At 54.9% G+C, this 18,676-nt stretch carries 19 protein-coding genes; 12 read left to right on the top strand and 7 right to left on the bottom strand.

Annotated features, from left to right (window positions below):
• Positions 1 to 111: 111 nt before the first annotated feature.
• The 4 genes from galS (at position 112) to mglC (ending at position 5,044) form a co-directional block, all read left to right on the top strand.
• Positions 112 to 1,137, top strand: a complete 1,026-nt coding sequence (gene galS / locus QQZ17_RS22735; protein ID WP_152403564.1) for an HTH-type transcriptional regulator GalS — start codon at positions 112 to 114, stop codon at positions 1,135 to 1,137.
• A gap of 294 nt (positions 1,138 to 1,431) precedes the next feature.
• A complete protein-coding gene (gene mglB / locus QQZ17_RS22730; protein ID WP_152403566.1) occupies positions 1,432 to 2,430 on the top strand; it encodes a galactose/glucose ABC transporter substrate-binding protein MglB in 999 nt (332 codons plus the stop codon).
• 67 nt (positions 2,431 to 2,497) lie between these two features.
• A complete protein-coding gene (gene mglA, locus QQZ17_RS22725) occupies positions 2,498 to 4,018 on the top strand; it encodes a galactose/methyl galactoside ABC transporter ATP-binding protein MglA (RefSeq protein WP_152403568.1) in 1,521 nt (506 codons plus the stop codon).
• Between the two features lie 15 nt (positions 4,019 to 4,033).
• Positions 4,034 to 5,044 carry a galactose/methyl galactoside ABC transporter permease MglC gene (mglC, locus tag QQZ17_RS22720; RefSeq protein WP_046481620.1) on the top strand — a complete coding sequence of 337 codons (1,011 nt, stop codon included), beginning with the start codon at positions 4,034 to 4,036 and terminating at the stop codon, positions 5,042 to 5,044.
• A 49-nt stretch (positions 5,045 to 5,093) separates the two neighbouring features.
• Here the strand turns inward: mglC and QQZ17_RS22715 are convergent, their stop codons facing one another.
• The 6 genes from QQZ17_RS22715 to QQZ17_RS22690 all read right to left on the bottom strand — a co-directional run bounded on the left by QQZ17_RS22715 (position 5,094) and on the right by QQZ17_RS22690 (position 9,415).
• A complete protein-coding gene (locus QQZ17_RS22715; protein WP_046481618.1) occupies positions 5,094 to 5,333 on the bottom strand; it encodes a DUF2542 family protein in 240 nt (79 codons plus the stop codon).
• Positions 5,334 to 5,335: 2 nt separating this feature from the next.
• On the bottom strand, positions 5,336 to 6,055 hold the full coding sequence (sanA, locus tag QQZ17_RS22710) for an outer membrane permeability protein SanA (protein WP_152403570.1): 720 nt from the start codon (positions 6,053 to 6,055) through the stop codon (positions 5,336 to 5,338).
• A 215-nt stretch (positions 6,056 to 6,270) separates the two neighbouring features.
• Positions 6,271 to 7,155, bottom strand: coding sequence for a cytidine deaminase (gene cdd / locus QQZ17_RS22705; protein WP_152403572.1), 885 nt, complete (start codon positions 7,153 to 7,155; stop codon positions 6,271 to 6,273).
• A gap of 129 nt (positions 7,156 to 7,284) precedes the next feature.
• Positions 7,285 to 7,980: a CidB/LrgB family autolysis modulator gene (locus QQZ17_RS22700; RefSeq protein ID WP_152403574.1), complete on the bottom strand. Its 696-nt coding sequence runs from the start codon at positions 7,978 to 7,980 to the stop codon at positions 7,285 to 7,287.
• Positions 7,977 to 8,375 carry a CidA/LrgA family protein gene (locus tag QQZ17_RS22695; RefSeq protein WP_046481609.1) on the bottom strand — a complete coding sequence of 133 codons (399 nt, stop codon included), beginning with the start codon at positions 8,373 to 8,375 and terminating at the stop codon, positions 7,977 to 7,979. Before QQZ17_RS22695 ends, QQZ17_RS22700 begins: the two co-directional genes overlap by 4 nt.
• A gap of 131 nt (positions 8,376 to 8,506) precedes the next feature.
• A complete protein-coding gene (locus QQZ17_RS22690) occupies positions 8,507 to 9,415 on the bottom strand; it encodes a LysR family transcriptional regulator (RefSeq protein ID WP_042317990.1) in 909 nt (302 codons plus the stop codon).
• A 126-nt stretch (positions 9,416 to 9,541) separates the two neighbouring features.
• Here QQZ17_RS22690 and mhbT point away from each other — a divergent pair, with 126 nt between their 5' ends.
• The 7 genes from mhbT (at position 9,542) to mdtQ (ending at position 17,207) form a co-directional block, all read left to right on the top strand.
• Positions 9,542 to 10,900: a 3-hydroxybenzoate transporter MhbT gene (mhbT, locus tag QQZ17_RS22685; RefSeq protein WP_152403576.1), complete on the top strand. Its 1,359-nt coding sequence runs from the start codon at positions 9,542 to 9,544 to the stop codon at positions 10,898 to 10,900.
• An 11-nt stretch (positions 10,901 to 10,911) separates the two neighbouring features.
• A complete protein-coding gene (gene gtdA, locus QQZ17_RS22680; RefSeq protein ID WP_152403580.1) occupies positions 10,912 to 11,949 on the top strand; it encodes a gentisate 1,2-dioxygenase in 1,038 nt (345 codons plus the stop codon).
• A 14-nt stretch (positions 11,950 to 11,963) separates the two neighbouring features.
• Complete coding sequence (locus tag QQZ17_RS22675; protein WP_152403595.1) at positions 11,964 to 12,665, top strand: fumarylacetoacetate hydrolase family protein; 702 nt, start codon at positions 11,964 to 11,966, stop codon at positions 12,663 to 12,665.
• Between the two features lie 8 nt (positions 12,666 to 12,673).
• On the top strand, positions 12,674 to 13,318 hold the full coding sequence (maiA, locus tag QQZ17_RS22670) for a maleylacetoacetate isomerase (RefSeq protein WP_152403597.1): 645 nt from the start codon (positions 12,674 to 12,676) through the stop codon (positions 13,316 to 13,318).
• A 14-nt stretch (positions 13,319 to 13,332) separates the two neighbouring features.
• The gene (locus tag QQZ17_RS22665) at positions 13,333 to 14,526 is read left to right on the top strand and encodes a 3-hydroxybenzoate 6-monooxygenase (protein ID WP_152403600.1); all 1,194 of its coding nucleotides are present in this window, start codon (positions 13,333 to 13,335) and stop codon (positions 14,524 to 14,526) included.
• Between the two features lie 158 nt (positions 14,527 to 14,684).
• Positions 14,685 to 15,623, top strand: a complete 939-nt coding sequence (dusC, locus tag QQZ17_RS22660) for a tRNA dihydrouridine(16) synthase DusC (RefSeq protein ID WP_284554198.1) — start codon at positions 14,685 to 14,687, stop codon at positions 15,621 to 15,623.
• Between the two features lie 144 nt (positions 15,624 to 15,767).
• On the top strand, positions 15,768 to 17,207 hold the full coding sequence (mdtQ, locus tag QQZ17_RS22655; RefSeq protein ID WP_152403602.1) for a multidrug resistance outer membrane protein MdtQ: 1,440 nt from the start codon (positions 15,768 to 15,770) through the stop codon (positions 17,205 to 17,207).
• Here the strand turns inward: mdtQ and QQZ17_RS22650 are convergent.
• Positions 17,198 to 17,773: a DedA family protein gene (locus QQZ17_RS22650; protein ID WP_152403604.1), complete on the bottom strand. Its 576-nt coding sequence runs from the start codon at positions 17,771 to 17,773 to the stop codon at positions 17,198 to 17,200. The genes mdtQ and QQZ17_RS22650 overlap by 10 nt on opposite strands.
• 163 nt (positions 17,774 to 17,936) lie before the next feature.
• Here QQZ17_RS22650 and QQZ17_RS22645 point away from each other — a divergent pair, with 163 nt between their 5' ends.
• Positions 17,937 to 18,524 carry a Yip1 family protein gene (locus tag QQZ17_RS22645; RefSeq protein ID WP_152403606.1) on the top strand — a complete coding sequence of 196 codons (588 nt, stop codon included), beginning with the start codon at positions 17,937 to 17,939 and terminating at the stop codon, positions 18,522 to 18,524.
• The last annotated feature ends 152 nt before the right edge of the window (positions 18,525 to 18,676 follow it).

Raw genomic sequence — 18,676 nt, 5'->3', positions numbered from 1 at the left:
TGTAAGCGCTTTCATCGCTGTGACCGCACTCACGTAGTCCTTTCCCCTCCGCTGACAAAATAGCCGCCAGTTATGCAGTGAGTGACTGCAATTCCAGACAGGGTAGTGAATATGATCACCATTCGTGATGTGGCGCGTCAGGCAGGCGTATCCGTGGCAACGGTTTCCCGCGTATTAAACAACAGTGCGCTGGTCAGTCCCGATACGCGCGAGGCGGTAATGAAGGCGGTGACGCTGCTGGGCTATCGGCCAAACGCCAATGCCCAGGCGCTGGCCACGCAGGTCAGTGAAACGATTGGCGTGGTGGTGATGGACGTTTCCGATGCGTTTTTTGGCGCGTTGGTGAAAGCGGTGGATCTGGTCGCCCAGCAGCATCAAAAATATGTGCTGATCGGCAACAGCTATCATGAGGCCGAAAAGGAGCGTCACGCCATTGAGGTGTTGATCCGCCAGCGGTGTAATGCTTTGATCGTTCACTCGAAAGCGTTAAGCGATCGGGAACTGGGCGAGTTTATGGACCAGATCCCCGGTATGGTGCTGATCAACCGTATTGTCCCTGGCTACGCCCATCGCTGCGTCTGCCTTGACAATATCAGCGGCGCGAAAATGGCGACCCGCATGCTATTGAATAACGGTCATCAGCGCATTGGCTATCTGGCCTCCAGTCACCGCATTGAAGATGACGTCATGCGCCGGGAAGGGTGGAGCAGCGCGCTCAAAGAGCAGGGCATTGTCCCGCCGGAAAGTTGGATCGGCACCGGTTCGCCGGACATGCAGGGCGGTGAGGCGGCGATGGTGGAGTTGTTGGGGCGCAACCTGCAGTTAACCGCCGTGTTCGCCTATAACGACAATATGGCTGCCGGGGCGCTGACGGCGCTGAAGGACAACGGCATTTCCATCCCCTTACACCTTTCAATCATCGGTTTTGACGATATTCCCATCGCCCGCTACACCGATCCCCAACTGACAACGGTGCGCTATCCCATTGCTTCTATGGCAAAACTGGCAACAGAACTTGCCTTGCAGGGCGCGGCTGGAACGCTGGATTTATCCGCGACACACTGCTTTATGCCGACCCTCGTGCGGCGTCATTCGGTCGCCGTGCGACAGAATGCGGCGGCGATCACTAACTTATGATTTCGCCAGATGTAACCGCTTTCAATATGTGAGTAAATTCACAGTATCTTAACATTGTCGTCGCTATGATGGCACCGCTTGTCGCACTGTAACTACGATGTAACTGTGAGTAATCACTTTTACCGAGGTAAAGTCGCTTTAAGCGAAATTAAAGCCTATTTCTGGAGCGTTACCGGGCAAGGAAGAGAGATTTTTTTAAAATGAGCTTCGGCGTTTACATAACACTTCATTAACGTTTTGTCCCGCCGGGCATTTATCTTACGTACTACCCTGCATAATAAAACCGGAGTTACCATGAATAAGAAGGTGTTAACCCTTTCTGCCGTTATGGCAAGCATGTTATTCGGCGCGGCTGCGCATGCTGCTGATACTCGCATCGGTGTGACAATCTACAAATATGACGATAACTTTATGTCCGTGGTGCGTAAGGCTATCGAAGCAGACGCGAAAGCGGCTCCAGATGTTCAGTTGCTGATGAACGACTCACAGAACGACCAGTCGAAACAGAACGATCAGATTGACGTGCTGTTGGCAAAAGGCGTGAAAGCGCTGGCCATCAACCTGGTTGACCCGGCGGCGGCGGGTACGGTTATCGAGAAAGCGCGCGGTCAAAATGTGCCAGTAGTCTTCTTCAACAAAGAACCTTCGCGTAAAGCCCTGGACAGCTATGACAAGGCTTACTACGTCGGTACTGACTCCAAAGAATCCGGTATTATCCAGGGCGATCTGATCGCTAAACACTGGGCGGCAAACCAGGGCTGGGATCTGAACAAAGACGGTCAGATTCAGTTTGTGCTGCTGAAAGGCGAACCGGGTCATCCGGATGCTGAAGCGCGTACCACTTACGTTATCAAAGAGCTGAACGACAAAGGCATCAAAACCGAGCAGCTGCAGTTAGATACCGCGATGTGGGACACCGCAATGGCGAAAGACAAAATGGACGCGTGGCTCTCCGGTCCGAACGCGAACAAAATTGAAGTGGTTATCGCCAACAACGATGCGATGGCAATGGGTGCTGTTGAAGCGCTGAAAGCGCACAACAAAACCAGCGTACCGGTATTTGGCGTCGATGCACTGCCAGAAGCGCTGGCGCTGGTGAAGTCCGGTGCGCTGGCCGGTACCGTGCTGAACGATGCGAACAACCAGGCAAAAGCGACCTTTGATCTGGCGAAAAACCTCGCAGACGGCAAAGGTGCAGCTGACGGCACTGAGTGGAAAATCGACAATAAAATCGTCCGCGTTCCTTACGTAGGCGTTGATAAAGATAACCTGGCCGAGTTCACCAAGAAGTAAGTTTGTTGGGCGCGATGATTATCGCGCCCTTTCATCACGCACTCTGCGAGGCCAACAAGGTATAATTATGGTCAGCACAATTACTCAGCCGTCAGGCGAATTCTTGTTGGAAATGAGCGGCATCAACAAGTCTTTTCCCGGCGTTAAGGCACTTGATAATGTTAATTTAAAAGTCCGCCCGCATTCGATTCATGCATTAATGGGAGAGAATGGTGCTGGAAAGTCGACACTATTAAAATGTCTTTTTGGGATCTATCAAAAAGATTCTGGCAGCATATTATTTCAGGGTAAAGAAATCGATTTTCATTCAGCCAAAGAAGCGCTGGAGAATGGTATTTCAATGGTACACCAGGAGTTAAACCTGGTATTACAGCGTTCTGTAATGGACAACATGTGGCTGGGGCGTTATCCCACCAAAGGCATGTTTGTCGATCAGGAAAAAATGTACCGTGATACCAAAGCTATTTTTGATGAGCTGGATATTGATATCGATCCGCGCGCGCGCGTCGGGACATTGTCCGTGTCGCAAATGCAGATGATCGAAATTGCCAAAGCGTTTTCGTATAACGCGAAAATTGTGATTATGGATGAACCGACCTCCTCGTTAACGGAAAAAGAGGTCAACCATCTGTTCACGATTATTCGTAAGCTGAAAGAGCGTGGCTGCGGTATTGTGTATATCTCCCACAAAATGGAAGAAATTTTCCAGTTGTGCGATGAGATTACCGTTCTGCGTGACGGACAGTGGATTGCGACGCAACCGCTGGAAGGGCTGGATATGGACAAGATCATCGCCATGATGGTCGGTCGTTCTCTGAACCAGCGATTCCCGGATAAAGTCAACGAGCCGGGGGAAGTTATTCTGGAAGTGCGTAACCTGACCTCGCTGCGCCAGCCATCTATCCGTGATATCTCTTTTGATTTGCATAAAGGCGAGATCCTCGGCATCGCAGGACTGGTCGGCGCCAGGCGCACTGACATCGTTGAAACGCTGTTTGGTATCCGTGAGAAATCATCGGGCACCATTACGCTACACGGCAAAAAGATTAATAACCATAGTGCGAATGAAGCCATTAACCACGGTTTCGCGCTGGTCACAGAAGAGCGTCGTTCCACGGGGATTTATGCTTATCTGGACATCGGTTTCAACTCCTTAATTTCCAATATTCAGAATTACAAAAATAAAGTCGGTCTGTTAGATAACTCGCGAATGAAAAGCGATACTCAATGGGTTATTGACTCCATGCGGGTAAAAACGCCAGGTCACAAGACGCAAATTGGTTCGCTTTCGGGTGGTAACCAGCAGAAGGTGGTTATTGGTCGCTGGCTGCTGACGCAACCGGAAATTTTAATGCTCGACGAACCCACCCGTGGGATCGACGTCGGTGCGAAGTTTGAAATTTATCAGTTAATTGCGGAACTGGCGAAAAAAGGTAAGGGGATCATTATTATCTCCTCCGAAATGCCGGAATTGTTAGGGATAACAGATCGTATTCTGGTCATGAGCAACGGCCTCGTTTCTGGAATTGTTGATACAAAAACGACAACGCAAAACGAAATTCTGCGTCTTGCGTCTTTGCACCTTTAAGATTAGGGGCTCCTCATGAGTGCGTTAAATAAGAAAAGTTTTCTTACTTATCTGAAAGAGGGCGGTATTTACGTCGTTCTTTTAGTCTTGCTGGCCATTATTATTTTCCAGGATCCCACGTTCTTAAGTCTGCTTAACTTAAGTAATATTCTGACCCAGTCTTCCGTGCGTATTATTATTGCGCTGGGGGTTGCGGGTCTGATTGTCACCCAGGGGACAGACCTGTCCGCAGGTCGTCAGGTTGGGCTGGCGGCGGTGGTGGCGGCAACGCTGCTGCAGTCAATGGATAACGTCAATAAAGTGTTCCCGGAAATGGCAACCATGCCGATTGCGCTGGTTATCCTGATTGTCTGCGTTATTGGCGCGATCATCGGTCTGGTGAACGGAATTATCATCGCTTATCTGAACGTGACGCCGTTTATTACCACGCTCGGCACGATGATTATCGTCTACGGGATTAACTCCCTGTATTACGACTTCGTGGGGGCCTCACCGATTTCGGGCTTTGATAGCGGCTTCTCGACCTTTGCGCAGGGCTTTATCGCACTGGGTAGCTTCCGGCTTTCGTATATCACGTTCTATGCGCTGATCGCCGTCGCATTTGTCTGGGTACTGTGGAATAAAACCCGCTTTGGTAAAAACATTTTCGCCATCGGCGGTAACCCGGAAGCGGCGAAAGTGTCGGGTGTGAACGTGGCGCTGAACCTGCTGATGATCTATGCGCTGTCCGGTGTGTTCTATGCCTTCGGCGGCCTGCTGGAAGCGGGGCGTATCGGTTCGGCGACCAACAACCTGGGCTTCATGTACGAACTGGATGCGATCGCGGCCTGCGTGGTCGGCGGCGTGTCGTTTAGCGGCGGGGTGGGTACCGTGTTCGGTGTGGTGACCGGTGTGATTATCTTTACCGTCATTAACTACGGCCTGACCTACATCGGCGTTAACCCGTACTGGCAGTACATCATCAAGGGCGGCATTATCATCTTCGCGGTTGCGCTGGATTCACTGAAATACGCGCGTAAGAAGTAACCCTTCCATGCAGAATCAAACCGGTGCAGACGAGCTTTGCGCCGGTTTTTTATTTGATAAAAACCAGCCAGATACCCACAAGCAGCGCGCCAACCGAAAGGCCAAAGTAGACGCCAATATAGCTCCAGTAAGCGGCAGGTTCTGCGGAACGCTGAATTAGGCGCGGTGTCTGCGAGCCCTTGACCGTTTTCTCGACGACGCCGGAGCGTAACCCTTTAATTCCTTCCCGCAGGGTCCAGGCGACAATCATCAGCACGCCAATCACGATAAAAAGCGTTTTATCTTCCATGTCTATTTTCCTTGTTTCTTTTGCAGTTCAAGCAATTGCTCTGGCGTCACGGCCGGATACCCCTGGGCATCGTCAGGAACCTGATGCAGGGTGGGGATCGGCACTAACGGGCCGAGGAACCGGGGTTCACGTTTAAACAGATACAGATCGGCAAGCGCCCCAAAGCGTGCGCCAAACTCGCGAACCCGAACCGTCAGCATATCTTTTGGTGAAGGTACGGCGTAGCACTGCGCCTGTATGCCCATATGCAGGGCGATAAACAGCGCGCGCTCGCAGTGGAAGCGCTGGGTAATGATGATGAAGTCATTGGTGTCGAAGACTTTACGGGTGCGAACAATCGAATCGAGCGTGCGAAATCCGGCGTAATCTAACACGATATCGGTAGGATCGACGCCAGCGGCAATCAGGTCTTTGCGCATGGTCATCGGTTCGTTGTAGCTTTGCAGCGAGTTGTCACCGCTAAGCAGCAGGTAGTTAACTTTGCCGCTGTTGTAGGCGTTGAGCGCGCCCTGAATACGATAGCGGTAATACTGGTTAATAACCCCGGTACGATAATATTTTGCCGTACCAAGTACCACGCCGACCTGGCGGTAGGGAAGGTCCTGAAGCTCATCGTAAATATAGGGGGCGGTTTTCCAGCTCATCCAGCGGTCAAGGCCCAGCACGACCAACAGCAGCAAGCCGATCAGGACCAACAGGCTGTAGAGTACGCGCTTTAGCATGAAGAAAACTCTGTCACTGGATGAAATTTCAATCAGGCTACTGTACCCGCTGTCGAAGCGCAAGAAACAGTAGTCTGATTGGGGGGATTTTCAGCAATACGCAGTCATGCCGAATAAAACCAGTGCAGGCCTGATAAGCGTAGCGCTATCAGGCGATTAGGCCGGATGGCGGTGAAAGCACCTTTTCCGGCCCAGGGGCTGAGGCCATCGGGCAATTAACCCAGTAGCACGCGATCGATGTGATGGCATCCCAGCGCTTTCAGCGTAGCGGCGGTGGCATCCCACTGGATCAGCGGCGCGTCGGCTTTTTCCGCCAGAACCGCACGTTGAATATCGGCATAACCGTAGCCGTTCAGATTCAGCAGAATCAGCGCCCCCTGCAACGGTGGCAGCGTCGGGTTAAACGCGGCATTCTCTCCATAGCTTCCGCTAAAGATGCGTCCGTCTTTGCACTCCAGCGCCACACCGCTCGGTGACTGGCTGTACGGCATATGACTGTGGCTGGCGGCGGCAATGGCCGCTTGCGTCAGTGCATCGCCCTGAGGGGCAAAACCGTGATCCTGTTCGTCCATCAGCAGCGTCTTGATGTCGAGATCTTTGGGCCCAAACGCGTCTGGCAAATAGTCGCGCAACGTATGCGGTTCGCGACCGGGCAGATGAATGCGCAGATCCAGTCCGCTGTTCAACTCGTTCATAAACTGACGGCAGTGGCCACACGGAGTGTAGTTAACGGTGATCGCCGCGAGGCCTTTCTCGCCGCGCAGCCAGGCGTGGCTGATGGCGCTTTGTTCAGCATGAACCGTTTGCTGCATGGTCGCGCCGAGGAATTCCATGTTGGCGCCGAAGTACCATGTTCCGCTCACGCCGCGTGCAATCGCGCCGACGTTGAAGTTCGACAACGGCGTACAGGCGCAGGCCGCCGCCAGCGGCAGCAGCGCGAATGCCAGCGCGTCTTCGTCCAGTCCCGTTGCGCTTTTAAGCATTGAAACCTGCTCAGCCGTCAGCGAAGCGGGGAAATGCGTATCCGCCAGGATGGGTGCCAGCGCTGATTGCAGATTGTCTGCAAGTTGGCTAAAGGCAGTGTGAAAACGTGGGTGCATGACGTTGCCTCATAACAATGTATTGGGATCGTAGTGTACGGGCCTGTTACGGCTATATGTGTGATCTAAATCTCATTGTGTATGCAACTTATGAAACTTAAATTAAAAATGCGCGACGTATCGCAAATTTTAGCCCACAACCGCGAGAATAATCGGAAACAGGAATGGGGCGATCAGTGAGGTAATAATCCCGCAAATCACCAGCGCCAGCGAACTGAATGCGCCTTCCTGATAATCCAGCTCCGCGCAGCGGGCGGTGCCGAGGGCGTGAGACGCAGTGCCCATCGCCAGTCCACGCGCGGCTTTGGTTTTAATGCGCATGGCGTTTAACAGCGTATGACCAAAGACGGCGCCGAGAATACCGACGAAAATCACGCACACCGCACTGACCGCCGGGATGCCGCCGATGCTGCCGCCGACGGCCATCGCAATCGGCGTGGTGACGGATTTCGGTAAGACAGAGGCGGCGATTTCAGGCGTTGCGCCCATCAGCAGCGCCACCGAGGTACCGGTCACCATGGCCACAATACTGCCGACAAAGCAGATAGTAATAATCGACTTCCAGCGGGCACGGATCTGATGCAGTTGTTCGTACAGTGGGTAGGCCAGCGCCACCACCGCCGGTTGCAGCAGATCGTTTAATACCTCGCTACCTTTAAAATAGCTGTCGTAGGAAATACCGGTCAGCAGGAGGAACGGGATAATCACCACCATTGCCACCAGCAGCGGATTCAGTAAAGGAAATTTGAAACGTGCAGCCAGTTTGCGCGCGCCGAAAAAAACCGCCAGCGTCAGCGGTAAAGACCACCAGATTGACGATATCATTCTTTAGACCCTTTCTGACCAACCACTTTGCGTTCACCGTGGACCAGGTGCGAACTCCAGCTCACCACCAGAAAAACCACCAGCGTACTGATTGCGCACGACACCACCACCGGACCAAACTGCGCGCGCAGCAGATCGAAGTACTGCATTACGCCGACGCCAATCGGCACAAACAGCAGCGCCATATAGCGAATCAACACATAGCAGCCGGGGTTGACCCATTTCGCCGGAATGATTTGCAACGCCAGCAGCACAAACAGGATCAGCATCCCGATGATGCTGCCTGAAATGGCGACGGGCAGCAGGGACGCAATAAAAATGCCTGCATACAGACAGGCATATATCAGCACGAAAGCGCGTAAGTATTGCCAGATGATATTCAGTGTCTTGCTCATGTTGTAATTCCTTGAAGCGACGGATTCATCATACAATTAAACTTTAAAACGTGCTATCGATCACATCATGAATTCTTAGCATACTGAAGATAGACAGCGGGAACATTGGGCAATGTCCCCAATACGTGACGCTAAACTTGTGCCAGCAGTTGTAAGAAACGACTCAGCGCGCTGGACGGCGTCTCATTATTGCGCCAGAACACACCCACGCTGCCCTTTTGTTCAATTTTCGGCAGGTTCAGGATCACCAGTTGCCCCTGACTGGCATAGCGTTGCGCCAGCCGTAAAGAAAGGATAGAGATCATATCGCTGCTTTGCAGCAGGTTGGTACTGACGTTCATTGATGCCGATTCGATGGTGTTTTCCGGCAGCATCACCCCGTTATCGACCAGCGCGTTATCAATACTCAGGCGGATGGGCGTTCCCGTCGGCCAGACAATCCAGCGCCAGTGCGCGAGATCGGCCCAGCTCAAGGTATCAAACTTCGCCAGAGGATGGTGGGGACGAGCGACAAAGCAGACTGGTTCGGTATACAGCACCTGATAATTGAGCGGAAGTTGCAGCGCTCGCCCACCGACGCGACCCACTACCACATCCACGGAACCGGCAAGCAGGTCGTGCAGCAGCGGCGTCATGACCTTTTCTTCAATGTTAAGATGCAGCGTCGGCATCTCAACGAGCAGATTGAGGATCGCCTGCGACACACAATCGGTCGCCACCGGCGAGCAGCCAATCTTCAGGCTCCCTACCAGCCCGCCTTCTTTAAAGCGTGCCATTTCATACTGTGAACGTTCCATGTCATTGATTAAACGCTGGGCGTGTTGCAGCAGCAACTTGCCGCCTTCCGAGGGGCGCAGACCTTTACTGTGACGTTCAAAGAGCGTGATCCCCATCTCATCTTCGAGCTGTGACAGCCATTTCGACAGCGCGGGCTGGGTGATATTCATCATCCGCGCGACGTGCGTGAGATTCCCTTGTTCGCCCAGCGCCACCAGCATTTGCAGATGGTGCAGCTTCAGTTTTTGCGCCCAGTTTGCCATCAGCGATAACCTCCAGGTTATGTCTCTGCATGAAATGCCATTGTACATTTTATCGCCCAGTCTACAAACTCGTAACATACCAAAAACAAAACAACATCTGTCCCTACCTGCACCGAGGCATTCACTATGACTCAACGACGTGAACTACAAGCTCTGATCGATGCTGCTCCTGTCAGCAAGACACAGTGGCGGGTGATCATCTGCTGCTTTCTGGTGGTCATGCTTGATGGTTTTGATACTGCGGCCATTGGCTTTATCGCACCCGATATTCGTACCCACTGGCAGTTAACTGCCGGAGACCTGGCCCCGCTGTTTGGCGCGGGTCTGTTAGGACTTACCGCTGGCGCCTTACTTTGCGGACCGCTGTCCGACCGTTTCGGTCGCAAACGGGTGATTGAGCTCTGCGTGGCGCTGTTTGGCGCGCTGAGCCTGATTTCCGCCTTTTCGCCAGATCTGCAAACGCTGGTCATCCTGCGCTTTCTGACCGGTCTGGGCCTGGGCGGCGCCATGCCAAACACCATCACAATGACCTCTGAATACCTGCCTGCCCGTCGCCGTGGTGCGCTGGTTACCCTGATGTTCTGCGGCTTTACGCTCGGTTCCGCAATGGGCGGGATTGTCAGCGCGCAACTGGTGCCGGCCATCGGTTGGCACGGAATTCTGGTACTCGGTGGCGTGTTACCGCTGATGCTGTTCTTCGTACTGCTCGCGGTCCTGCCGGAATCTCCGCGTTGGCAGGTACGCCGTCAGCTACCGCAGGCAACCATCGCCAGAACGGTCAGCGCGATCACCGGCGAACGTTACGACAATACGCAGTTTTACCTCCAGGAGGCTGCGGCGATTGCCAAAGGCAGCATTCGCCAGCTGTTTGTTGGCCGTCAGTTGCCCATTACCCTGATGTTATGGGTGGTGTTCTTCATGAGTCTGTTAATCATCTATCTGCTGTCGAGCTGGATGCCAACGCTGTTAAACCATCGAGGGATTGACCTGCAACAGGCTTCCTGGGTGACGGCGGCGTTTCAGGTTGGCGGTACGCTCGGCGCGCTGGCCCTGGGCGTGCTGATGGATAAACACAATCCGTTCCGGGTGCTGGCCGTGAGTTACGCGCTGGGGGCGGCATGCATCGTCATGATTGGTCTGAGCGAAAACGGTTTATGGCTGATGGCGCTGGCGATCTTCGGTACCGGGGTGGGTATCAGCGGATCGCAGGTGGGCCTCAACGCCCTAACCGCCACGCTCTATCCCACACAGAGTCGGGCGACGGGCGTGAGCTGGTCCAACGCGGTGGGGCGCTGCGGCGCGATTGTCGGGTCGCTTTCCGGTGGCGTGATGATGGCGATGAATTTCTCTTTCGATACTTTGTTTTTCATTATCGCTGTTCCAGCGGTCATCAGCGCGGTGATGTTAGCCGTACTGACAGTCGTCGTCCGCCAGTCAGCCTCTGTCCCGGATAGCTTGCCGCACGCAAGCGTCGTGAACGAATAAGGAGAATCCCTATGTCAGAACAAAATCAGGATGTTAAAAACAGCCGTCAGCAGTTTTATCAGCATATTTCGGGGCAGAACCTGACCCCGCTGTGGGAATCACTGCATCATCTGGTTCCGCAAACGCCGAATCCAACCTGTGCGCCAGCATACTGGAACTACCAGGAGATTCGCCCGCTGCTGCTGGAAAGCGGCAACCTGATTGGCGCGAAAGAGGCGATTCGTCGCGTGCTGGTACTGGAAAACCCGATGTTACGCGGGCAGTCCTCCATCACGTCAACGCTCTACGCGGGGTTGCAGTTGATCATGCCGGGTGAAGTTGCACCCAGCCATCGTCATAACCAGTCGGCGTTACGCTTTATTGTCGAAGGGAAAGGCGCGTTCACTGCCGTGGACGGCGAGCGCACCCAGATGCACACCGGCGACTTTATTCTGACCCCGCAGTGGCAATGGCACGATCACGGTAACCCTGGCGACGAACCGGTGGTCTGGCTGGACGGTCTGGATCTGCCGTTGGTCAACCTTTTGGGCTGTGGCTTTGCCGAAGATTACCCGGAAGATCAGCAGCCGGTCTCGCGCAAAGAGGGTGACTACCTGCCGCGCTATGCCGCCAACATGCTGCCGCTGCGCCATCAGAAAGGCAACTCATCGCCGATTTTCAACTACCGCTATGACCGCAGTCGCGACGCGCTGCATGACCTGACGCGTCTGGGCGATGCCGACGAGTGGGATGGCTACAAGATGCGCTATGTCAACCCGGTAACCGGCGGCTACCCGATGCCATCGATGGGCACGTTCCTGCAACTGTTGCCAAAAGGCTTTACCTCGCGGGTGGCGCGTACCACTGACAGCACCATTTACCACGTCGTTGAAGGGGCGGGCGAGGTCACCGTCGGCAACGAGACCTTCCATTTTTCAGCCAAAGATATTTTTGTGGTTCCGACCTGGCACGGCGTGTCGTTCAAAACCACCGATGAGACCGTTTTATTCAGCTTTTCGGACAGACCGGTACAGGAAGCCCTCGGGCTGTTCCGCGAAGCCCGCTATTAATTTGGGAGAGAGCCATGACTCAGTATGTATTTGCCCCACAGGCCCCCGTGACCGTACCGGTTGTCGGCAGCGATGCGCAGTTCCCCGTCCGTCGCGTGTACTGCGTGGGACGCAACTATGCCGCCCATGCCCGCGAAATGGGTTTCGACCCTGACCGTGAACCGCCGTTCTTCTTCTGTAAGCCTGCCGATGCGGTTGTGCCGGTTGCTGCAGGTGAAACGTTAGCGCTGCCGTATCCGGCGCAAACGGACAACTATCACTATGAAATTGAGCTGGTGGTTGCCATCGGCAAAAAGGGCAGCGATATCCCGTTAGAAAAAGCCCATGAATATATCTGGGGGTATGCCACCGGGCTGGATATGACCCGTCGCGATCGCCAGATGGAGATGCGTCAGATGGGGCGTCCGTGGGAAATCGGCAAAGCGTTCGATCTCTCTGCGCCCATCGCGCCGCTGCATAAAGTGGATGAGATTGCGGATATCACTTCCGCGCCCATCTGGTTGCAGGTGAACGGCGACGATCACCAGCGTAGCGACATTCGCCATCTGATCTGGTCGGTGAATGAAACGATCAGCTATCTGTCCGGTTTCTTCGAATTGCAACCGGGCGACCTGATCTTCACCGGTACGCCAGAAGGCGTCGGCGCCGTGGTGAAAGGGGATGTGATCACCGGTGGCGTGGGCGGGTTGACGCCTGTCGCTGTGAAGATTGTCTGAGGTGATGTATGAAGCTGTACAGTTTTTTTAACAGTTCGGCGTCATACCGCGTACGTATCGCGCTGGCATTAAAGGGCATCGACTACCAGACGGTGGGCGTCAATATTCGTATCGGTCAACAAAACGAACTGGCCTACCGGCGGATGAATCCGGTGGGGCTGGTGCCGACGCTGGTGACCGATGACGGCGAAGCGCTCGGTCAGTCGCTGGCCATCATCGACTGGCTGGACCGGCATTTTCCACAGTCGCGCTTGCTGCCCGTCAGCGATCCGGCGCGCACGCAGGTGCTGGAAATCGTCTATGCCATCGCTTGCGACATTCACCCGGTGAACAACCTGCGGGTGCTGCGCTATCTGAGCGAGGAACTGAAGGTCAGTGAAGAAGACAAAAAACGCTGGTACGCGCACTGGATCCAGCAGGGGTTAAGCGCCGTCGAACAGCTGTTGCGTCAGAGCCAGTCGCAGAACTACTGCGTGGGCAATGCGCCAACGCTTGCCGACTGCTGCCTGGTCCCACAATGGGCGAATGCGTTAAGAATGGGGTGCGATCTGAGCGGTTATCCGCGCTGCAAAGCCGTGTATGACGCCTGTACACAGCTATCGGCGTTCATCGCCGCAGCCCCCGAAAATCAACAAGATAAAATCTCAGCCTGAGAAGGAGAATGACAATGGCTAAAGTGATGAGAGCAATTATTGTCGGCGGCGGAATTGGCGGAGCAGCCACCGCGCTTTCGCTGGCACGTCAGGGTATCAAGGTGATGCTGCTGGAAAAAGCCCATGAAATTGGCGAAATTGGCGCGGGCATTCAGCTCGGTCCAAACGCCTTCTCAGCGCTGGACAGTCTCGGCGTCGGCGAAGTGGCGCGTTCACGCGCGGTGTTTACCGATCACATCACCATGATGGACGCTGTGAACGCGGAAGAAGTGGTGCGCATCGAAACCGGACAGGACTTTCGCGACCACTTTGGCGGTCCGTATGCGGTTATCCACCGGGTTGATATCCACGCTTCCGTCTGGGAATCGGTTCTGACCCATCCGAATGTTGAGTACCGGACCTCGACCAACGTGGTCGATATTCGCCAGACGGCAGACGACGTGACGGTATTTGATGAGCAGGGTAACAGTTGGACCGCCGATATTCTGGTTGGCTGTGACGGCGTGAAGTCGGTAGTGCGTCAGAGTCTGCTGGGCGATTCGCCGCGCGTGACCGGGCACGTGGTCTACCGCGCGGTTATTGACTGTGCGGATATGCCGGAAGACCTGCGCATTAACGCGCCGGTACTCTGGGCCGGGCCGCACTGCCACCTTGTGCACTATCCGCTGCGTGGCGGCAAGCAGTACAACCTGGTCGTGACCTTCCACAGTCGTCACCAGGAGGAGTGGGGCGTTAAAGACGGCAGCAAGGAAGAGGTGCTGTCGTATTTCGCCGGGATCCATCCGCGCCCCCGGCAGATGCTGGATAAACCCACAACCTGGCGTCGCTGGTCAACTGCCGATCGCGAACCGGTAGAAAAATGGGGTACTGAGCGCATCACGCTGGTTGGCGATGCGGCGCACCCGGTGGCGCAGTACATGGCGCAGGGGGCCTGTATGGCGCTGGAAGATGCCGTCACGCTGGGCAAAGCGCTGGCGCAATGCGACGGCGATGCGGCAAAAGCCTTCGCGCTGTATGAGTCGGTGCGCATTCCGCGCACGGCGCGCATCGTCTGGTCTACCCGCGAAATGGGACGCGTGTATCATGCGGCGGGCGTGGAGCGCCAGGTGCGTAATCTGTTGTGGAAAGGCAAATCGCAGGCGGAGTTTTATCGCGGCATGGAATGGCTGTACGGCTGGAAAGAAGATAACTGTCTTCTGCCGCGCTGAGAATAAGGGCCTTTGCCGGGGGGCGATTCGCTTGCCCGGCCTACCGCCATGATGGGGTGCCGGCGGGATAAGGCGCTTTGTACCGCCACCCTTGCAAAAGGTTTTGCTCATCCCGGATAGGCGCTATGATAGCGCCTCTTTTTTTTGCGGATGACGATATGCGTGTTTTACTGGCGCCGATGGAAGGTGTGCTCGATTCACTGGTGCGCGAACTTCTGACGGAAGTGAATGATTATGATCTCTGCATCACCGAGTTTGTACGCGTGGTGGATCAACTCCTGCCGGTAAAGGTCTTTCATCGTCTCTGCCCCGAGCTGCTCAACGGCAGTCGGACGCCTTCCGGCACCTTAGTGCGCGTGCAACTGTTGGGGCAGTACCCGCAGTGGCTGGCGGAAAATGCGGCTCGCGCTGTGGAACTCGGCTCTTACGGCGTTGATCTCAACTGCGGCTGTCCGTCTAAAATGGTGAACGGCAGCGGCGGTGGCGCAACGTTACTGAAGGATCCTGAACTCATCTACCAGGGCGCGAAAGCGATGCGTGAAGCCGTGCCTGCGCATCTGCCGGTGACGGTGAAAGTGCGTCTGGGCTGGGACAGCGGCGACAAGAAGTTTGAGATTGCGGATGCCGTCCAGCAGGCCGGGGCAAGCGAGCTGGTCGTGCACGGGCGCACTAAAGAGCAGGGCTATAAGGCGGAGCATATCAACTGGCAGGCGATTGGTGAAATCCGCGAGCGTCTGTCGATTCCGGTGATTGCCAACGGTGAAATCTGGGACTGGCAGAGCGCGCAGGCGTGTCTGGCTGTCAGCGGCTGTGATGCGGTTATGATTGGTCGCGGGGCATTAAACATTCCTAACCTTAGCCGGGTGGTGAAGTACAACGAGCCGCGAATGCCGTGGCCGCAGGTGGTTGCGCTGCTGAAAAAATATACCCGTCTGGAAAAACAGGGCGACACCGGGTTGTATCACGTCGCGCGCATTAAACAGTGGCTGGGTTATTTGCGTAAGGAATACCGTGAGGCCACGGACGTCTTTCAGGATATTCGCGCGTTAAATAATTCAGCGGATATTGCCCGCGCGATTCAGTCGATTGAAATTTAGTATTTTTGGCGTGTTTATATTCTTCTGGAATATATTTTTCCAGTTGTGACTTTTCATTGCCGAAGATGTTATGCCACGCGTAACTAAAAAACAGGTCACCACAACGGGTAAGCTCCGCGCACCTTTTCTTATCAGAACCTCTTCATGACTCGTAATTCTTTTCACGCGCTGAACGCGTGCTTTCCGCTGGCTATTTTGCTTGCGGGATGCGCCCCCATGCATGACACCCAAAAGACGCTGGTTCAGCAACCTCCCGCCTCTCACGTGGATTCCGCGCTGCCGTCGGCGCTGAATAACGGATGGCCTGGAAGCCAGTGGTGGCAGGATTATCATGACGCACAGTTGAACGAATTAGTGAAGAATGCGCTTGCCAGTTCCCCGGATATGCAGGTGGCGGAGCAACGGATCGCGCTGGCCGAAGCGCAGGCTAAAGCGGTTGAAGCCCAGGATGGGCCGCAGGTTGATTTCTCGGCGGAGGCTGAACGGCAGAAAATGTCGGGAGAAGGGGTCATGGGGCCGTTTGCGGTCACCGATCCGGCAGCGGGTACGACCGGGCCCTGGTACACCAACGGATCGTTCGGCTTAACCGCCGGTTGGGATCTCGATTTGTGGGGTAAGAACCGCGCGGAAGTGACGGCGCGAATCGGGGCGGTGAAAGCGCGGGAAGCCGAGCGTGAACAGACGCGCCAGCTGTTAGCCAGCGGCGTTACGCGGCTTTACTGGGAATGGCAGACCGAGGCGGCGCTCAGCAAACTGCTGACGCAAATTGAACAGGAACAGCGCAACATCATTGATACCGATCGCCAGTTGTATCAGAACGGCATCACCTCCTCGGTGGAAGGCGTGGAAACGGATATTGATGACAGCAAAACCCAGCAGCAGTTGAATGATATCGCCGGGAAGATGAAAGTGATTGAGGCGCGTCTGAGCGCGCTGACCAACACGCAGTCGACGTCGCTGAAACTGCACGAAGTGAGTCTGCCGCAGGTGGAGAGTCAGCTTCCAGCGCAACTGGGTTACGCCCTGCTGGCGCGCAGAGCGGATTTGCAGGCAGCGCACTGGGTGATCGAGTCATCCATGAGCAGCGTGGAGGCGGCGAAAGCGGCGTTCTATCCCGATATCAATCTGATGGCGTTTTTACAACAGGATGCGCTGCATCTGAGCGATCTGTTCCGCAGTTCTGCGCAACAGATGGGCGTGACCGCAGGCCTGACGCTGCCTGTTTTCGACAGCGGCAGACTGAATGCCAGTCTGGATATTGCCCAGGCACAAAACAATTTGTCGATCGCCAGTTATAACAAAGCGGTTGTTGATGCGGTGAACGACGTGGCGCGCACCGCCAGTCAGGTGGCGACGCTGATGCAGAAAAATCAGCATCAGCAGCAGATAGAGCATGACGCCGATCGGGTGGTCAGCCTGGCGCAGGCACGCTTTGACGCCGGGATCATTGCGGGTTCTCTTGTCAGTAAGGCCAGAATACCGGCGCTGCGTGAGCAGGCTAACGGACTGATTTTACAAGGCCAGTGGCTGGATGCGTCGATCCAACTCACCAGCGCGCTCGGCGGCGGCTATCATCACTCCTGAGGCATCTTCGCTTTACTGCGGCGCTTTAGCCACCAGCGAGCACCGATCACCAGCACTACCGCCAGAATCAGCCAGATCCAATGCTTGAGGTGCTGATCGAGGTGATGCAACCACGGCGCGACCACTTCACCTCCCACGTAGCCCAGGGTGGTGAAGATCAGCGCCCAGATCAGCGCGCCGAGAATATTCAGGGGTAAAAAAATCTTTGGTGGCAGATGGCTGGCACCAATCAGCAGCGGCCCGATCACGCGGAATCCGTACATAAAGCGGGTGCCGATCACGAACAGATACGGGCGGCGCTGGATCATCTTTTGCGCCTGGCGGATTTTGTTGCGGTGACGGGCGAAGCGGCGCAGAATCTTGCCGCCATAGCGGCGTCCCAGCAGATACAGCAGTTGATCGCCTATCATGCCGCCTAAGGCCACGGCCACGACCACAAGAGGAAATTTGAGTAATCCCTGATGTGCGGCAACGCCTCCCAGCAGAGTGATGGTCTCGCCTTCAGCCAGACTCCCAATCACCAGAGCGGCATAACCGTATTGCGCAATAAGACTGTTTATATCCATACGTCTGTATGACCTCCACGACTGTAAGCATACACCCTCTGAATTCGGGATGCTCAAAAAGGGCCATCACACGCAGCGGCATTTCTTTGTCTGTACAATAAATAATCGAAAAGCTGAATTATACTTGAAGTGTTAAGTCCACAGCTGACAACAAGGGGGCGGTATGAACCATGTCTGGGGGCTGTTTTCTCATCCCAATCGTGAAATGCAGGTGATCAACAGCGAGAACGAAACGGTTTCGCATCACTACACCCACCATGTGCTTTTGATGGCGGCCATCCCGGTTATTTGCGCCTTCATTGGTACAACACAAATCGGCTGGAATTTTGGCGACGGCAATGTCCTGAAGCTCTCTTTGTTTACGGGACTGGCGCTGGCTGTCCTGTTCTATGCCGTGATGCTGGCGGGCGTGGCAATCATGGGGCGCGTGATCTGGTGGATGGCGCGGAGTTATCCGCAGCGTCCATCCCTGACGCACTGTATGGTGTTTGCCGGCTATGTCGCGACGCCGCTATTTCTTAGCGGTCTGGTGGCGCTGTATCCGCTGGTGTGGCTTTGCGCATTTGTCGGCACAGTAGCACTGTTCTATACCGGCTATCTGCTCTATCTGGGCATTCCGACATTCCTGAATATCAATAAGGAAGAGGGCTTAAGTTTCTCCAGCTCGACCCTGGCTATCGGCGTACTGGTACTGGAAGTGCTGCTCGCGCTGACCGTCATCCTCTGGGGATACGGCTACCGCTTGTTCTGATTACCGTGCTGCATTGTTGGTGCAAAAGCCAGCAATGCAGCATTTCCTGACGATTCTCTTATGGCGGCGAGGTCATTAGCTCGCTATGATTCCTCTGCTAGCCTGAGCCATTCTGACTCCGGCGGTGCGTGTCATCACGCGTGAATCATTTT

This window comes from Citrobacter sp. T1.2D-1 (assembly GCF_950098555.1).
In the GTDB taxonomy this organism is placed as follows: Bacteria; Pseudomonadota; Gammaproteobacteria; order Enterobacterales; family Enterobacteriaceae; genus Citrobacter_A; species Citrobacter_A telavivensis.
This window is presented reverse-complemented; position numbering and strand designations above follow the sequence as displayed.

Bases quoted from the DNA above. Each gene is read 5' to 3' on its own strand.
- galS (WP_152403564.1), top strand. From the start codon at position 112: ATGATCACCATTCGTGATGTGGCGCGTCAGGCAGGCGTATCCGTGGCA.
- mglB (WP_152403566.1), top strand. From the start codon at position 1,432: ATGAATAAGAAGGTGTTAACCCTTTCTGCCGTTATGGCAAGCATGTTA.
- mglA (WP_152403568.1), top strand. From the start codon at position 2,498: ATGGTCAGCACAATTACTCAGCCGTCAGGCGAATTCTTGTTGGAAATG.
- mglC (WP_046481620.1), top strand. From the start codon at position 4,034: ATGAGTGCGTTAAATAAGAAAAGTTTTCTTACTTATCTGAAAGAGGGC.
- QQZ17_RS22715 (WP_046481618.1), bottom strand. From the start codon at position 5,333: ATGGAAGATAAAACGCTTTTTATCGTGATTGGCGTGCTGATGATTGTC.
- sanA (WP_152403570.1), bottom strand. From the start codon at position 6,055: ATGCTAAAGCGCGTACTCTACAGCCTGTTGGTCCTGATCGGCTTGCTG.
- cdd (WP_152403572.1), bottom strand. From the start codon at position 7,155: ATGCACCCACGTTTTCACACTGCCTTTAGCCAACTTGCAGACAATCTG.
- QQZ17_RS22700 (WP_152403574.1), bottom strand. From the start codon at position 7,980: ATGATATCGTCAATCTGGTGGTCTTTACCGCTGACGCTGGCGGTTTTT.
- QQZ17_RS22695 (WP_046481609.1), bottom strand. From the start codon at position 8,375: ATGAGCAAGACACTGAATATCATCTGGCAATACTTACGCGCTTTCGTG.
- QQZ17_RS22690 (WP_042317990.1), bottom strand. From the start codon at position 9,415: ATGGCAAACTGGGCGCAAAAACTGAAGCTGCACCATCTGCAAATGCTG.
- mhbT (WP_152403576.1), top strand. From the start codon at position 9,542: ATGACTCAACGACGTGAACTACAAGCTCTGATCGATGCTGCTCCTGTC.
- gtdA (WP_152403580.1), top strand. From the start codon at position 10,912: ATGTCAGAACAAAATCAGGATGTTAAAAACAGCCGTCAGCAGTTTTAT.
- QQZ17_RS22675 (WP_152403595.1), top strand. From the start codon at position 11,964: ATGACTCAGTATGTATTTGCCCCACAGGCCCCCGTGACCGTACCGGTT.
- maiA (WP_152403597.1), top strand. From the start codon at position 12,674: ATGAAGCTGTACAGTTTTTTTAACAGTTCGGCGTCATACCGCGTACGT.
- QQZ17_RS22665 (WP_152403600.1), top strand. From the start codon at position 13,333: ATGGCTAAAGTGATGAGAGCAATTATTGTCGGCGGCGGAATTGGCGGA.
- dusC (WP_284554198.1), top strand. From the start codon at position 14,685: ATGCGTGTTTTACTGGCGCCGATGGAAGGTGTGCTCGATTCACTGGTG.
- mdtQ (WP_152403602.1), top strand. From the start codon at position 15,768: ATGACTCGTAATTCTTTTCACGCGCTGAACGCGTGCTTTCCGCTGGCT.
- QQZ17_RS22650 (WP_152403604.1), bottom strand. From the start codon at position 17,773: ATGGATATAAACAGTCTTATTGCGCAATACGGTTATGCCGCTCTGGTG.
- QQZ17_RS22645 (WP_152403606.1), top strand. From the start codon at position 17,937: ATGAACCATGTCTGGGGGCTGTTTTCTCATCCCAATCGTGAAATGCAG.